Origin of the sequence: Phenylobacterium sp., from assembly GCF_030645195.1 — a bacterium.
Classification (GTDB): domain Bacteria; phylum Pseudomonadota; class Alphaproteobacteria; order Caulobacterales; family Caulobacteraceae; genus Phenylobacterium.
In genome coordinates this window covers 1-15398 of record NZ_JAUSLW010000128.1, presented here as the reverse complement: position 1 = coordinate 15398, position 15398 = coordinate 1, and the positions used below count along the sequence as shown (strand labels likewise).

The window sequence follows — 15398 nt, the reverse complement described above, 5'->3', positions numbered from 1 at the left end:
CTCTTTTTGCGAGTCGGTGGGACCGGTCTTCCTGCGCTGGAAGCTATGGAATCATGGTGTCCAGAAGGTTAACGCCCATATGCGAGCGGCTGCCGACCGGTTTCCCGGGGCAGTGAGACCATGCAGATTCAGAGGCTGTTGAGCCTCGTCAGACCTTGGCGCGGATTACCGTGCCGGCGGCGTAATCCTCTTCCTCCCGCATCTTCAGGAGTTCTTCCCTCGGATACTGCGCCACAATGTCACCGGTCCGCCGGTCGACTGTCTTGTAGACGTAGGAGCCGGCGTGTTCCTCAATGACCAGCCGGAAGTCCGCCTGACTTTCGTCCCCGGCCGCGATCCTGACCGCGAGCGGTGCGGGTGCGGCGTGAACCTGCGGTTGCTGGTTGAGGGTCCGGTCGGTGATCGACGCCAGTTTTGTAGCCTTGGTTTCCATTTCTCCCTTCGTTGACGGGGGTTGCCCGTGAACGTCCCTGTTTGACCGAAATCGGCGGGGAGGACTTCGCCCTCCCCGCCAGGTCCCGCCGGTGACGAGGCGTCGCCGCCTCGCGCGCCTGCCCTAGCCGCGGAAGAGGCTGAGCAGACCCGAGGAAGAGCTGTTGGCGATCGAGAGCGCCTGGACACCCAGCTGCTGCTTGGTCTGCAGCGAGGTGAGGCGGGCGCTTTCCTTGGCCAGGTCGGCGTCGACGAGGTTACCCACCCCGGCGTCGATCGAGTCCTGCAGCTTGCCGATGAAGGTCAGGTGGGCCCCGAGCGACTTGGAGCCCGTTCCCATCTTCGACAGAGCGGTCGAGACCGTGGTGATGGCGGCGCCGACGGTGGCGATCATGGCTTCAGCTGTCGCCTGGGTCGAAATCGACCCGGTGTCCAGGCTGATGCCGGCCAGGGAAAGGTCCTGGGCCTGGACCGTGATCTTCGAGCTGCCGTCGTCATTGGCCAGGGCGGCGATGGTGGTGCCGGTGGCGCTGATCATGTTCACGCCGTTGAACGTGGCGTTCGAAACCGACTTCGCGATCTGGTCGCGCATGGCGTTGAAGTCGTCGTTCAGGGCGGTCCGCGAAGCGGTGTCGAGGCTGGAGTCGGAGGCGGCCAAGGCCTTTTCCTTCATCTGCAGAAGCAAATCGGAGACAGCTTCACCGCCGGCGATGGCGACATCGACGGTGGATTGCGAGCGCTGAAGGGAGTCCTTGACCGCATTCAGGGAGCCGGAGGTGGCGCGTTGGTTCTGAGCGATGGCCCAGATGGCGCCGTTGTCCTTCGCCGAGGCGATCTTCTTGCCGGTGTTGACGCGGTTTTGAACCGTCATCAGGTCGGCGTTGGTGGCGTTGAGGTTTTGAAGGGCGACCATCGCCCCGACGTTGGTATTGACGCTATTCGGCATCAGAGGTGTCCTTTTTCTCAGGTCACCGGTCTGCATTTTGCTGACCGCAGGCATTTTGCCCACGTGGTTAAAAGCAAATTTCGGGCCAGGTCAGGGCCAGCGCCCACGGGCTATCGGCCCGCCACAAAATATTGAAATGGTTGGATTAAACCCTTGTTAGGGACGTTTGCGCACGGCAGGACTTGCCTACCTCAACGGCGCTTGGGCAGAAATTGCCGACCTCATGCGGCAAACGGCGCCCAGCAGTTCAAAGAGCTCGCCGGGCGGGGCCACCCCTTTCGGGGGGCGCCCGCCCGGCGCTGCGACCAACTAGCTGCGGAACAGAGACATAATCGTCTGTGGCATCTGATTGGCGATCGACAGCGCTTGGACACCGAGTTGCTGCTTTGTCTGTAGCGAGGTGAGCCTTGCGCTCTCCTTGGCGAGGTCGGCATCGACGAGGTTGCCCACGCCGGCGTCGACCGCGTCCTGTAGCTTGTTGATGAAGGTCAGGTGGTTGGCGAGCGACTTGGAACCGGTGCCCAGCTTTGACAGAGCGGTCGAGACATTCGCAATAGCGGTCGCAACCGAAGTGATCATAGCCGTGGCGCCTACTTGGGTCCCAATGGAGTCGGTCGACAACAGCCCCACCGCGCTGCCGGGAGTGTTGAGGGACATATCCTGAGCCAGCACCGTGAGCCTGGAAATTCCAGATTCATCGGCGAGGGCCGAGATCGTCACCGCACCACCGACACCCGCTCCGTTCAACATATTCACGCCGTTGAACGATGCATTCCCGACCGCCTTCTGGATCTGGTCGCGCAGGGCCATGAAGTCTTCGTTCAGGGCATTGCGGGACGCGCTATCCAGGCTGCTGTCAGAGGACGCCAGAGCCTTTTCCTTCATCTGAAGCAGAAGGTCGGAAACCGTTTCCCCACCAGCAATGGCGACGTCGACCGTGGACTGACTGCGTTGCAGTGAATCCCGGACGGCGTTCAACGATCCGGACGCCGCGCGCTGGTTCTGGGCGATCGCCCAGATAGCGCCGTTGTCCTTGGCGTTCGCCACCTTCTTGCCAGTGTTGATGCGGTTCTGAGCCATCGCCAGGTCGGAGTTGGTCGCATTGAGGTTTTGGAGCGCGACCATCGCGCCCACGTTGGTGTTCACCGAATTAAACGGCATTTGGGATCCTTCCATTCTGGTCGGGAGAGAGTTTGCGGCTTTTGCCTGCGGGGCGGGTTTTTCGCCTTGCCAACACCCTCGCAAGCGGCGGGCCAGTTCTGGCCGCGCGTTCACTTTTTAAGATGCTGATTTTATTGAATAATATTTCCGCCCGTGGGGAGGCGAATTAATCATACCGGGGATGATTTGCCGCCTCGGCATGACTTGCCGGGAGGAAAGCAACGCCCCCTCCGGCAGGACTCGATTCTGCCTAGTGGAGCAAGATACTTGAAGGGGCGGGGTGGCTTGGCCGCTACCAGCCCATGTCGGAGACGGTGGACGCACTGTCGACCGCGGCTTCAAAGACGCTCAGGTCACGGACGAACAGCGAGGTGCACCACTCGAGCTTGTTCACCGGTCCGGGACCGTAATAGTCGATCCGGCGGAAGCCCGCGGCGTGCAGCATCTGGTAGGCGGCGTTGTACTGCCAGCGGTCGGAGTTATCGAACAGGATGAAGCCGCCCGGCTTGAGATGGGAGATCGCCACCCAGGTGCTCAGGACCCTGGCCATCCCGTCGATGACGATCACGTCGAAGTGGGCCTTGGGGAAGGCCATGATCTCGGTGGCGTAGGCGACGAACTCCTCAGACATCAGGCCGTGCAGCCTGTTGTGCGCCTCCTTGGGGGACAGGGGCAGATTGGGCGGATCGGCGAAGAAGGGGGCGACCGCCGCACGGCGCGCCTCGTCGACCGCCTCGTCCATCTCACGCACGACGATCCTGAGGTTGGATTGCGCGCCCTCGGCCACGTGGGCGGCCCAGCGGCTGTCGTGCTCGACGCTGGTGACCTCGGCGACCTTGCCCGACCACCAGAGGGATGACCCACCGCAGCCGTACTCGAACACCTTGAAGTCGGGCCGGACGATCCGCGAGAGCTGGATGAAGGCCGGATAGGTGATCCAGGGCACCACGCCATCCTTGTTGCGCGGGATGCCGTCCAGGCTGTCGAACCAGCCGCGTGTCTCGAGATAGCCCTGCGCGAACTGGTAGATGTGGGTGTTGAGGTCGGCGTGTTCCTTGATGTCCATCTGCGCCTGCCCCGAGAACCGCTGAACGAAGTCAGGCCAGGCCGTTTTTCAGTAGGCCGTCGAAATAGACGATGGTCCGGGCCAGGCCCTGCTCCAGGGCGATGGTCGGCTGCCAGTCATCCAGCAGGGCGCGGGCCTTGGAGATGTCGGGCTGGCGCTGCTTGGGGTCGTCGGACGGCAGGGGCTGGTAGGTGATCTTCGAGGCCGAGCCGGTCTGGGCCACCACCATTTCGGCAAGCGCCTTGATGGTGAACTCGCCGGGATTCCCCAAGTTGATGGGGCCGGTGACCTCGTCGCCCGTCGCCATCAGCCGGATGAAGCCCTCCACCAGGTCATCGACATAGCAGAAGGACCTCGTCTGCAGGCCCTCGCCATAGAGGGTGATCGGCTCGCCCCTCAGGGCCTGCATGATGAAGTTGGAGACCACGCGGCCGTCATTGGGATGCATGCGCGGGCCGTAGGTGTTGAAGATCCGCGCCACCTTGATCTGCAGTTTGTGCTGGCGGTGGTAGTCGAAGAACAGGGTCTCGGCGCAGCGCTTGCCCTCGTCGTAGCAGGAGCGGATGCCGATGGGGTTCACATTGCCCCAGTACTCCTCCACCTGCGGATGGATGGTGGGGTCGCCATAGACCTCGCTGGTGGAGGCCTGGAAGATCTTGGCCTTCCGGCGCTTGGCCAGGCCCAGCATGTTGATGGCGCCATGCACGCTGGTCTTCGTCGTCTGGACGGGGTCGAACTGGTAGTGGATCGGCGAGGCCGGGCAGGCCAGGTTGTAGATCTCGTCCACCTCGGCGAAGAGCGGGAAGGTCACGTCGTGACGCATCAGCTCGAAGTTCGGATTGGCCAGCAGATGGGCCACGTTGCGCCGCGAGCCGGTGTAATAGTTGTCGACGCACAGGACCTCGTGGCCAGCCTCGATCAGGCGTTCGCAGAGGTGCGAGCCGACAAAGCCGGCGCCGCCGGTCACAAGTATGCGCTTCATGCCGTCCGCCCCGCCTTGAAACCCCCAACCTAGACTGAGTCTCCGCGCCGTGGGTTGGGCGTCACTGCGCGGCCGCGCCCTCCCCCACCCCTTCCAGGCTCGAGGTGTCGAAGCCATGGAACAGGGACAGGAAGCGGAACGGATTGGCCTGATAGGACGGGTACATGACGTTGTTGATGTCGGTGGTGGTGTCGAAATAGGCGAGGGTCGGCGAGGCGCCCCGGGCCACGAGGTGATGGCGAGCGAAGATCAGGGCGACCTGGTCGATCCAGCGGGTCACCGCAGGCCGGGCCAGCTCGCGTTCGATGTAGTCGCGGAGGAAGGCCAGGAAGACCTGGGCGCCGGCCGTGGGGTTCACCAGCAGGAGGTTGGCGGTCAGGCGGGAGCCAGCGTTGAAGCTGATCTCGTTCTCGTTGAACATCACATCGGCGGGCGCGGCGCGGGCCAGCAGGTCGGCCACGCCGCGTTGCAGGATCAGGTCGATATCCGAGACGAAGACCGGGCGCTCCAGGCGCGCCAGCAGGGTTCCCAGACGCTGGAACCGCACGCACTGGAAGTGGGCGACCGGGCGGGCGATGAAGCCCTTGGGCGGCGCGTCATAGACCTTGGTGGTCACAGCAGCGGCGTCGAAGTCGTCGCCCGCGAAGATCAGCCGCTCGTCGCTGATCCCGACCCCGGCCGCGATGGCCGCCAGCCGATCCTTGCCGCCGATCACGTGAATGACGATCAGGCTCGGCACATCGGAGTACTTGAGCACCGAAAGCGCATACCAGCGGGCGTAGAGGTCGACATAGGTCTCGTCGGCGGCGGCGAAGAACACCGCCTGGGCGCCCAGCCGATCGGCCGTGGCGCGCACGCTGTTCCAGTCAAGGGCGGCGCCGGTGGAGGACACGAAGGCGAGCTCGGATTCCGGGGCCGGGGCTGGGGTCGGGGCGTTGACGGCCGCCAGGTCCACGGCGTCCAGCAGCAGGCGGTAGTGCTTATGCCAGCCCTCCCACTCCGACCCAGGCTCGACCACCACCTCCAGCGCGGCCGCGGCGGCCAGAAGCGCGGCGATCTGCGCCTCGCTGCTGGGGGTCAGGGGCCGGCAGAGGATCAGGCTGACCACATCATGGATGTCGCGCAGACGCAGCAGCGGGTGCAGGTCACCGGGCGCGAGCGCCAGGGCCATCTTCTCGGCGATCTCGGCCAGGGCCGGATCGGCGGCGACCGGCGGCGCGGCTGGGGGCGGCAAGGTGCGGGTGGCGGCGGCCATGACGATCTGGGCGACATGGTTGGAGGGATCGACCTTCAGCAGGGCGCGGGCGTAGCGCTCCACCTCGCCCCACCGCTTTAGCACCTGGTTGCAGCTCATCGCGGCGGTCAGCATCGGTTCGCTGTTGGGGATCAAGGCCACCAGGGCGGCGGCGTAGCGCTCGGCCTCGACGGTCTCGCCGGCCTCCAGGTGGGCGTTGAACTTGCCGATCGCCGGCATGGCGCGGGTCTGGATCTCCTCCAGCAGGCTGTTGGGATTGGCCCTGCCCTGCCGGATGAACCGCAGGGCGCGCAGGACATCCAGGGTCCGGTCCTGGGCGGTGTAGATCTCGATCAGGGCCCACAGCGCCGGCTCGTCGTGCGGACGCAGGGCGATCAGGTTTTCGAAGACCGTCTGGGCGTCGGCTGTTCGGCCCTCGGCCGCCAGGGCCTGGCCCAGCTGGAACAGGGCCTGTGTCGAGGCGCTGTCCCGCTTGCTGCGGCGCTCGAACAGCACGTCGATCTGCAGCAGGCCGTTCTGGCGCACGTCGTCCAGGCGATGGAACTCGACGATCTCGGCGCAGTGGAAGCCCATGGCGTCCAGCTGGGCGAACACATCCTCGGCCTTGGCGCCGCCGATGTTGTACTCGACCATCGAGACCTCGAGCAGGATGTAGTCGGCCTGCGCCAGGACGGTGGCCCCGCCCTTCAGCACGTCGACCTCGGCGCCCTGGGTGTCGATCTTCACAAAGTCGAAGCGGCGACCGGCGAACAGGTCGTCGATCCGCACCTTGGGCACGGCGTGCTTGAGGACCTTTTCCTCGCTGAAATAGTGGGTGTCCTCGCGGTAGAGGGAGACGCCGGTGGACTGCAGCCAGTCCTTGCTGAGGAACAGCTCGGCCACGCCCGCCGTGTCGGAGGCGGCCACCATGTGCCGTTCGAAGCCCAGCTTCACCAGCTCGGGCTCACAATAGGGATTGGGCTCCACCAGGGTCGGGACGCAGTCGGGATAGACCTGCAGGAACCCCTCGGTGAACCCGCCGATGTTGGCGCCGACGTCCAGCATCGAGGCCGGCTCATAGCCCTGGTCGCGGAGCGCTTCGAGAACCTTCCGAGTCATGCGTCTTCCAGTTCAGGCGCGCGCGGGCGCTGGGCGGTCAGTCGGCCGCGGCGCGGCGAAGGCGGGCCTGGGGTTCGGGCACTGGCGGTTCGCCCTCGGCCAGGGCGATGTCCTGTTGGGTCCAGAGGCGCGCGTCGGGGGGAATGGGCCGGGCCAGGTGCCGCCGGGCCAGCTTGGCCTTGTAGAGACCGTGGTAGTCCTCGATGGCCAGGACCTCCTGGCCCTCGTGATCATGATCGACGCCGGCCTTCATATAGGCGTCGAGATTGGTGAGGTCGGGGCGCGGGAGGGCGCCCTGCTGATAGTCCACCACCATGGTCGCGTAGAGGTCCTCCAGGCTGCTCACCAGCTTCTCCATGTTGAAGAGGTCGCAGGTGTCGCGGTTGGCCTCGAGCTGGGCCTTGTAGGCCGCGATCTGGGCGCGGTCCTGCCCCAGGGCGACGGCGCGCTCGACGTATTCGTCCGGGCTGGCGCAGACCAGGTCCACCAGGCCTGAGGCTCGCACCAGGCTGCCGCAGACCCGGGCGGCGAAGCCACGGCCCGAAAGGGTGACCATCGGCACCCCCATCCACAGGGCGTCGGAGGCGGTGGTGTGGGCGCCGTAGGCTCCGGTGTCGAGGAACAGGTCGGCCAGGGGGTAGCGGGCCAGGTGCAGGGCGTTGTGCAGCTTGGGGGCGAAGATCAGGCGCTCGGGCGCCACCCCCTGCCCCGCCGCGAAAGCCAGCAAGCGGGCATGGGTCTCGGCGGTGCTCTCCAGCAGCCAGAGCACGCTACCTTCCACCCGCTTCAGGATGGTCAGCCAGCGCTCGAAGGTGGCGCGGCTGATCTTCTGGGCGCCGTTGAAGCAGCAGAAGACGAAGGCGTCGTCGGGCAGGCCGGCCTCGGCCCGGGTCGGACGCTCGGCCGCCACCACCCGCTTGCGGTCGTTGGGCTGGTAGCAGGGCAGCCGCACGACCTTTTCGGAATAGTAGATCTCCGAGCCCGGCGGCACGATCCAGCCATCGGCGATGATGTAGTGGTGGTAGGGGCTGCCCATGGTGCCGGGATAGCCCAGCCAGTTGACCTGGATCGGGGCCGGCCGCAGGGCGAAGACGCCGGTGCGGCACTCGCGGGTGTGTCCGTTGACGTCCACCAGGATGTCGATGCCGTCTTCCGCGATCTTCGCCGCCGCCTGGGCGTCGCTCATCGGCCGGATGTCGGTCCAGTGCTCCACCGCCGCGCGGGTGCGCAGGCTCAGGGCGTCCACCGAGGGGATGCCGCAGTAATAGGCGAAGACCTCGACCTTGGCCTTGTCGTGCAGCTCCCACAGCTCGGCCATCAGATAGCCCACCGCGTGGTCGCGCAGGTCCGAGGAGATGTAGCCCACCCGCAGGCGGCGGCCCTGGACGTCGATGGGCGCGTGCCGGCGATCCTCGCCCGCCGAGGCCAGGGGCGTCTCGGCGGTGAGGCCGACATAGCGCGCGGCGGCGGCCAGCTGCAGCAGGGGATCGTCAGTATAGGCCGCCATGGAGAGGGGGTGGATGTTGGTGACCAGGTCGGCGCTTTCCAGGCCCGGCAGCGGCTCCACCACCGGCCATTTGCACTGGACCAGCCGCATGGCCAGGTACTGCTCGATCACGTCACGCTGGGTGGGATCGAGGGTCAGGGTCTCGCGCAGGACCTGTTCGGCGGCCTCGATCTTCTGGGTGTCGGCGAGGATGCGGGCCAGCTGCTTGAGGGTCGACAGCTTGTAGCCGAACCCCTGGCCGGTGATGGCGGAGACCTTCTGTAGGGCGGTCTGCCACAGGGCGATGGCCTCGTCGGGCTGGCCGCTGCGCTCCAGCACGCCGCCCAGGTTGATGTAGCCCGGCATGAAGTCCGGATCGAGGGTGATGGCGGCGGTCAGGGCCTCGATGGCGCCGGGCAGGTCGCCGGACTGGGTCTGCAGGCAGCCCCGGTTGAAATGGGCCACATAGAGCTGCGGATGGGTGGGGTTGAGGGCGGCCCAGACTTTGTAGAGCTGCTGGGCCAGGTCGCCCCTGCCCGCCCCGCTCAGGGCATTGGCGGTATTGATCAGCTCGGCCAGACCGAGGGTCTCCGCCGTGGCCTTCTGCAGCGCTGCGAGGAAGAGATCCTGGGACATTATGGTCTCGCGCCTGCCCTTCCAGCCGTGCCGGACCCGCTCGGCCGGCGACTCGGCCAGGGGATCCCGTCACCCTGTTGTGGCGCCTCCGGAGCCTGGATTCCAGACCGGGAACCGCAATGCGACCATCCGCGCCGAGCCCGAAGGCCCGGCGCGGAAGATCACGCCCGCCTTGGTCAGGTGGAGGCGATGTAGGCGGCGACCTGATCGTTATCCAGGCTCTGCACCTGGGTGGCGGTCATGGCGTTCAGCAGGGTGGCGTCCATGCCCGAGATGCTGGTCGCCGACAGTCCATCGAGCTGGGTGGCGGTAAGCCCGGTGATCTGGGTCGTCGCCAGCGCGTTGGCCTGGGTCGCATCGAAGCCGGCGATCACGGTGGCCGACAGCGCGCCCACCTGGGTCGAGGAGAGCGCCCCGAACTGGGTGGTGGCCAGTTCGCCGACGTCGGTGATGGACAGGCCCCTGAGCTGGGTGGTGGTCAGGGCCTTGACCTGGGTGGTGCTCAGGGCCGCGGTCTGGGTCGAGTCGAGGGCGGAGACCGCCGTCGCCGTCAGGCCGGGGATCTGGGCCGCCGTCAGGGCCGCGATCTGGGTGTCGGCGAACTCGGCCACGTCGGTGACGCTCAGGCCCGAAAGCTGGGTCGAGGTCAGGCCCCTCACCTGGGTGGTGGAGAGCGCCTGGAACTGGGTCGTGTCGAGCGACGAGATGTTCGTCGCCGTCAGCGCCCCGAGTTGCGCCGCCGAGAGGGCGTTGATCTGGGTCGAGTTCAGATCGCCGAAGTCCGTCGTGGTCAGGGTCTTCAGCTGGGTGGTGGTCAGGCCCGCGACCTGGGTCGTGGAGATCGCGCCCACCTGGGTGGCGTCCAGGGTCGAGAGGCTGGCGGCCGACAGGGCCCCGATCTGCGCCGTGGAGAGGGCCTCGATCTGGGTCGTGTCCAGGGCTCCGATATTGGTGGCGGTCAGAGCCGCGAACTGGCTGGCGCTGAGGGCCCCGATCTGGGTGGCGGCGAACTCGCCGATATCGGTGGTGGAGAGGCCGGCCAGCTGGCTGGTGGTCAGCGCCTTCACCTGGGTGGTGGAGAGCGCCGCGACCTGGGTGGCGTCCAGGGTCGAGAGCGCCGTGGCCGTCAGGGCCGAGACCTGCGCGGTGCTCAGCGCGCCCACCTGGGTCGCGGTGAACTCGCCGATGTCGGTGGCCTGCAGGCTCTTCAGCTGGGTGGTGGTGAGGCCCTTGACCTGGGTGGTGGAGAGCGCCGCCACCTGGGTGGCGTCCAGGCTGGAGAGGTTGGTGCTGGTCAGGGCGCCGACCTGGTTGGCCGACAGCGCCCCGATCTGGGTCGAGGTCAGCTCGCCGAAGTCGGTGGCCGAGAGGTTGGCCACCTGGCTGGTGGTCAGGGCGCCGACCTGGGTGGTGGTCAGGGAGGCGGTCTGTGTGGCGTCGAGAGCCGACAGGGCTTCCTTGGTCAGGGCCGAGATCTGGGTGGTGGCCAGGGCGCCGATCTGGGTGGTGTCGAGAGTCTGGATGCTGGTGGCCGAGAGCGCCCCGATCTGGGCCGCCGTCAGGCCGCCCACCTGGGTGGCCGAGAGCTCACCGATGTCGGTGGTGTCGAGGCCCTTCAGTTGGGTGGCGTTCAGGCCGCGGACCTGGGTGACGGAGAGCGCGGCCACCTGGGTCGCGTCCAGGGCCGAGATGTTGGTGGCGGTCAGCGAGCCGAGTTGGGTCGCGCTGAGGGCCCCGACCTGGTCGGCGGAGAGTTCGGCGATATCTGTGGTCTCGAGGCCCTTCAGCTGGGTCGTGGTGAGGCCCTTCACCTGGGTGGTGGAGAGGGCCGCGACCTGGGTGGCGTCCAGAGCCGAGAAGGCGTTGGCCGTCAGGGCGCCGACCTGGTTCGCCGCCAGGGCGCCGATCTGGGTCGAGGTGAACTCGCCGATATCGGTGGCCGACAGCGCGCTGAGCTGGGTCGTCGCCAGACCCTTGACCTGGGTGGTGGAGAGGCCCCCCACCAGGGTGGCGTCCAGGCTGGCCAGGTTGGTGGCCGTCAGGGCGCCGAGTTGGCCAGCCGAGAGCGAGCCGATCTGGGTCGAGGTCAGCTCACCGAAGTCGGTGGTGGACATCGACCGCAGCTGGGTCGTGGTCAGGCCGGCCACCTGGGTGGTGGTCAGGGCGCCGGTCTGGGTTGCGTCCAGGGCCGAGAGGTTGGTCGCCGAGAGCGAACCGATCTGGGCGGCCGTGAGGGCGCCGACCTGGGTCGCGTCCAGGGCGGTGATGTTGGTGGTGGTCAGGGCGCCGAGTTGGCTGCTGGTGAGCACCCCCACCTGGGTGCTGGTGAACTGCCCGATGTCGGTGCTGTCCAGACCCCTGAGCTGGGTCGTGGTGAGCGCCTTGACCTGGGTGGTGGACAAGGCCGCCGTCTGGGTGGCGTCCAGGGCCGCGATGCCGGTGGAGGTCACCGCCGCGATCTGGGCGGTGCTGAGCGCCGAGATCTGGGTGGCGGTGAATTCGGCGACGTCGGTTCCGCTCAGCGCGCTGAGCTGGGTGGTGGCCAGACCCTTGACCTGGGTGGTCGACAGGGCCGCGACCTGGGTGGCGTCCAGAGAGCCGATGTTGGTGGCCGTGATCGCCCCCAGCTGGGCCGCCGACAGCGAGTTGATCTGGGTCGAGGTCAGCTCCCCGAAGTCGGTGGTGCTCAGGCCCCGGAGTTGGCTGGTGGTGAGGCCGCCCACCTGGGTGGTGGTCAGGCCGCTGATCTGGGTGGCGTCCAGGCCCGACAGGCTGGTGTTGGACAGGGCGCCGATCTGGGCGGCCGTGAGGGCGCCGAGTTGGGTGGTGTCCAGGCTGGCCAGGCTGGTGGAGGACAGGGAGCCGATCTGGGCCGCCGACATGGCGCCGACCTGGGTCGAGGACAGTTCGGCCACATCGGTGGTGTCCAGCGCCTTGAGCTGGGTGGTCGACAGAGCCTTGACCTGGGTCACCGAGATCGCCGCCACCTGGGTGGCGTCGAGCGCGGCGATGTTGGTGGCCGTCAGGGCGCCGATCTGGCTGGGCGTCAGGGCCCCGATCTGGGTGTCGGCGAACTCGGCGATATCGGTGGTGGACAGGCCCTTCAGCTGGACCGCGGTCAGCGCCTTGACCTGGGTGGTCGAGAGCGCGGCCACCTGGGTGGCGTCCAGGGCCGACACATTGGTCGCCGTCAGCGCCGCCAGCTGGCTGCCGCCGAGCGCGCCGACCTGGGTCGAGGTGAGTTCCCCGATGTCGGTGGAGGTCAGGGCCGACAGCTGGGTCGTCGCCAGACCCTTGACCTGGGTCGTGGTCAGCGCCGCTGTCTGGGTGGCGTCCAGGCTGGAGATATTGGTGGCGGTCAGGGCGCCGACCTGAGCCGCCGAGAGCGCGCCCAGTTGGGTCGAGGTCAGCTCACCGAAGTCCGTGGTCGACAGGCTCTTCAACTGGGTGGTTGTCAGGCCGCCCACCTGGGTGGTGGTCAGGCCGCTGATCTGGGTCGCATCCAGGGCCGAGAGGCTGGCGGTGGAGAGGGCGCCGACCTGGGCCGCGGTGAGGGCGCCGATCTGCGTCGCATCGATCGCCGCCAGGTTGGTGGAGGTGATGGCGCCGACCTGGGTGGCGGTCATGGCGCCGATCTGCTCACCGGAGAATTCACCGATGTCGGTGATCTCCAGGCCCTTCAGCTGGGTCGTGGTGAGCGCCTTGACCTGGGTGGTGGAGAGCGCCGCCACCTGGGTCCCGTCGAGGGCCGAGATGTTGGTGGCGGTCAGCGACGCGAGCTGGGCGTTCGACAGCGCGCCAATCTGGGTGGCGGTGAACTCCCCGATGTCGGTGGCGCTCAAGGCCGAGAGCTGGGTGGTCGCCAGACCCTTCACCTGGGTGGTGGAGAGGGCCGCGACCTGGGTGGCGTCCAGGGCCGAGAGATTGGTCGAGGTCAGCGAGGCCAGCTGATTGGCGCTCAGGGCGCCGATCTGGGTGGAGGTGAGCTCACCGAAGTCGGTGGTGCTCAGGGACTTGAGCTGGCTGGTGGTCAGGCCGCCCACCTGGGTGGTGGTCAGGCCGCTGATCTGGGTGGCGTCCAGGCCCGAGAGGCTGGTGGCCGACAGGGCCCCGATCTGGGCCGCCGTCAGGGCGCCGAGCTGGGTGGTGTCCAGGCTGCCGAGGCTGGTGGAGGACAGGGCCCCGATCTGGGCCGCCGACATGGCGCCGACCTGGGTCGAGGACAGTTCAGCCACATCGGTGGTGTCCAGCGCCCGGACCTGGGTCGCCGAGAGCGCCTTGATCTGGGTGGTGCTGATCGCCGCCACCTGGGTGGCGTCGAGCGCCGAGATGTTGGTGGCGGTCAGGGCGCCGAGCTGGCTCGGAGTCAGGGCGCCGATCTGGGTGTCGGCGAACTCGGCGATGTCGGTGGTGGACAGGCCGGCGAGCTGGCCGGTGGTCAGGGACTTCACCTGCGTCGTGGACAGCGCCGCGACCTGGGTGGCGTCGAGGTTGGAGACGTTGGTCGCCGTCAGGGCGGCCAGTTGCGTGCCGGCCAGGGCCCCGATCTGGGTGGCGGTGAACTCACCGATATCGGTGGCGCTCAGGGCGGAGATCTGGGTCGTCGCCAGGCCCTTGACCTGGGTGGTGGAGAGCGCCGCCGTCTGGGTGGCGTCCAGGCTGGAGAGATTGGTGGTGGTCAGGGCGCCGACCTGGGCGGCCGAGAGTGCGCCCAGTTGGGTCGAGGTCAGCTCACCGAAGTCCGTGGCGGAGAGCCCCTTCACCTGGGTGGTGGTCAGACCGCCCACCTGGGTGGTGGTCAGACCGCTGATCTGGGTGGCGTCCAGGCCCGAGAGGCTGGTGGCCGACAGGGCGCCGATCTGGGCCGCCGAGAGCGCGCCGAGCTGGGTGGTGTCCAGGCTGCCGAGGCTGGTGGAGGACAGGGCGCCGATCTGGGCCGCCGACATGGCCGCGACCTGGGTCGAGGACAGTTCGCTGACGTCGGTGGTGTCCAGCGCCCTCAGCTGCGTGGAGGTGAGCGCCTTGATCTGAGTGGTGCTGATGGCCGCCACCTGGGTGGCGTTCAGCGCCGACAGGTTGGTGGCGGTCAGCGAGGCCAGCTGGCCGGTGGCCAGGGCCCCGATCTGGGTGTCGGCGAACTCGCCGATGTCGGTGGTGGACAGGCCGGCGAGCTGGCCGGTGGTCAGGGACTTCACCTGGGTGGTGGAGAGCGCCGCGACCTGGGTGGCGTCGAGGGCCGAGATGTTGGTGGCCGAGAGCGCCGCGATCTGGCTGCCGCCGAGCGCGCCGATCTGGGTGGTGGTCAGTTCGCCAATGTCGGTGGCGTTGAGGCCCGAGAGCTGGGTGGTCGCCAGGCCCTTCACCTGGGTGGTGGTCAGGGCCGCCGTCTGGGTGGCGTCCATCGACGAGACGTTGGTGGCCGACAGGGCCCCGATCTGGGCGGCCGACAGGGCGCCGATCTGGGTCGAGGTCAGTTCGCCGAAGTCGGTGGTCGACAGGCTCTTGAGCTGGGTGGTGGTGAGACCGCCGACCTGGGTGGTGGTCAGCGAGCCGGTCTGGGTGGCGTCCAGGGTCGAGAGGCTGGTGGTCGACAGGGCGCCGATCTGGGCAGCCGTAAGGGCGCCCAGCTGGGTGGCGTCCAGCGCGCCGATATTGGTGGAGCTCAGGGCCGCGATCTGGGTCGTGGCCATGGCCGCGATCTGGGTGCCGGCGAGCTCAGCGACGTCGGTGGCGTCGAGGCCCCGCAGCTGGCTGACCGACAGCGCCTTGACCTGGGTGGTGGAGAGCGCGGCCGTCTGGGTGGCGTCGAGGGCCGAGATGTTGGTGGCCGTCAGCGACGCGATCTGGGCGTTGGACAGGGCGCCGATCTGGGTGGCGGTGAATTCGCCGATGTCGGTGGCGTTCAGGGCGGAGAGCTGAGTGGTGGCCAGGCCCTTGACCTGGGTCGTGGACAAGGCCGCCGTCTGGGTGGCGTCCAGAGCCGAGATGTTGGTGGCCGACAGGGCCCCGAGCTGATTGGCGCTCAGGGCGCCGATCTGGGTGGAGGTGAGCTCGCCGAAGTCCGTGGTGCTCAGGGACTTGAGCTGGCTGGTGGTCAGGCCGCCCACCTGGGTGGTGGTCAGTGAGCCGATCTGGGTTCCGTCCAGGCCCGAGAGGCTGGTGGCCGACAGGGCGCCGACCTGGGCCGCCGTCAGGGCGCCCAGCTGGGTGGAGTCCAGGCTGGCCAGGCTGGTGGAGGACAGGGCCCCGATCTGGGCCGCCGACATGGCGCCGACCTGGGTCGAGGACAGTTCAGCCACATCGGTGGTGTCCAGCGCCCGGACCTGGGTCGCCGAG

At 67.7% G+C, this 15398-nt stretch carries 8 protein-coding genes; all 8 read right to left on the bottom strand.

Annotated features, from left to right (window positions below):
- Positions 1-148: 148 nt before the first annotated feature.
- The 8 genes from Q7T09_RS10920 to Q7T09_RS10885 all read right to left on the bottom strand — a co-directional run bounded on the left by Q7T09_RS10920 (position 149) and on the right by Q7T09_RS10885 (position 15376).
- Positions 149-433, bottom strand: a complete 285-nt coding sequence (locus tag Q7T09_RS10920) for a hypothetical protein (protein WP_304699628.1) — start codon at positions 431-433, stop codon at positions 149-151.
- A gap of 123 nt (positions 434-556) precedes the next feature.
- The gene (locus tag Q7T09_RS10915) at positions 557-1378 is read right to left on the bottom strand and encodes a flagellin (protein WP_304699627.1); all 822 of its coding nucleotides are present in this window, start codon (positions 1376-1378) and stop codon (positions 557-559) included.
- Between the two features lie 309 nt (positions 1379-1687).
- Positions 1688-2539, bottom strand: a complete 852-nt coding sequence (locus tag Q7T09_RS10910) for a flagellin (RefSeq protein ID WP_304699626.1) — start codon at positions 2537-2539, stop codon at positions 1688-1690.
- 292 nt (positions 2540-2831) lie between these two features.
- Positions 2832-3605, bottom strand: a complete 774-nt coding sequence (locus Q7T09_RS10905) for a hypothetical protein (RefSeq protein WP_304699625.1) — start codon at positions 3603-3605, stop codon at positions 2832-2834.
- A 31-nt stretch (positions 3606-3636) separates the two neighbouring features.
- Complete coding sequence (locus Q7T09_RS10900; protein ID WP_304699624.1) at positions 3637-4587, bottom strand: UDP-glucuronic acid decarboxylase family protein; 951 nt, start codon at positions 4585-4587, stop codon at positions 3637-3639.
- Positions 4588-4648: 61 nt separating this feature from the next.
- On the bottom strand, positions 4649-6940 hold the full coding sequence (locus Q7T09_RS10895; RefSeq protein ID WP_304699623.1) for an FkbM family methyltransferase: 2292 nt from the start codon (positions 6938-6940) through the stop codon (positions 4649-4651).
- Between the two features lie 37 nt (positions 6941-6977).
- Positions 6978-9062, bottom strand: coding sequence for a tetratricopeptide repeat protein (locus tag Q7T09_RS10890; RefSeq protein WP_304699622.1), 2085 nt, complete (start codon positions 9060-9062; stop codon positions 6978-6980).
- A 176-nt stretch (positions 9063-9238) separates the two neighbouring features.
- Entirely contained in the window at positions 9239-15376 is a 6138-nt protein-coding gene (locus tag Q7T09_RS10885) for an ice nucleation protein (RefSeq protein WP_304699692.1), read from the bottom strand.
- Positions 15377-15398 lie beyond the last annotated feature (22 nt).

What these genes read in the sequence shown, in the direction of transcription:
- Q7T09_RS10920 (WP_304699628.1), bottom strand. Translation starts at nt 433, where the DNA reads ATGGAAACCAAGGCTACAAAACTGGCGTCGATCACCGACCGGACCCTC.
- Q7T09_RS10915 (WP_304699627.1), bottom strand. Translation starts at nt 1,378, where the DNA reads ATGCCGAATAGCGTCAATACCAACGTCGGGGCGATGGTCGCCCTTCAA.
- Q7T09_RS10910 (WP_304699626.1), bottom strand. Translation starts at nt 2,539, where the DNA reads ATGCCGTTTAATTCGGTGAACACCAACGTGGGCGCGATGGTCGCGCTC.
- Q7T09_RS10905 (WP_304699625.1), bottom strand. Translation starts at nt 3,605, where the DNA reads ATGGACATCAAGGAACACGCCGACCTCAACACCCACATCTACCAGTTC.
- Q7T09_RS10900 (WP_304699624.1), bottom strand. Translation starts at nt 4,587, where the DNA reads ATGAAGCGCATACTTGTGACCGGCGGCGCCGGCTTTGTCGGCTCGCAC.
- Q7T09_RS10895 (WP_304699623.1), bottom strand. Translation starts at nt 6,940, where the DNA reads ATGACTCGGAAGGTTCTCGAAGCGCTCCGCGACCAGGGCTATGAGCCG.
- Q7T09_RS10890 (WP_304699622.1), bottom strand. Translation starts at nt 9,062, where the DNA reads ATGTCCCAGGATCTCTTCCTCGCAGCGCTGCAGAAGGCCACGGCGGAG.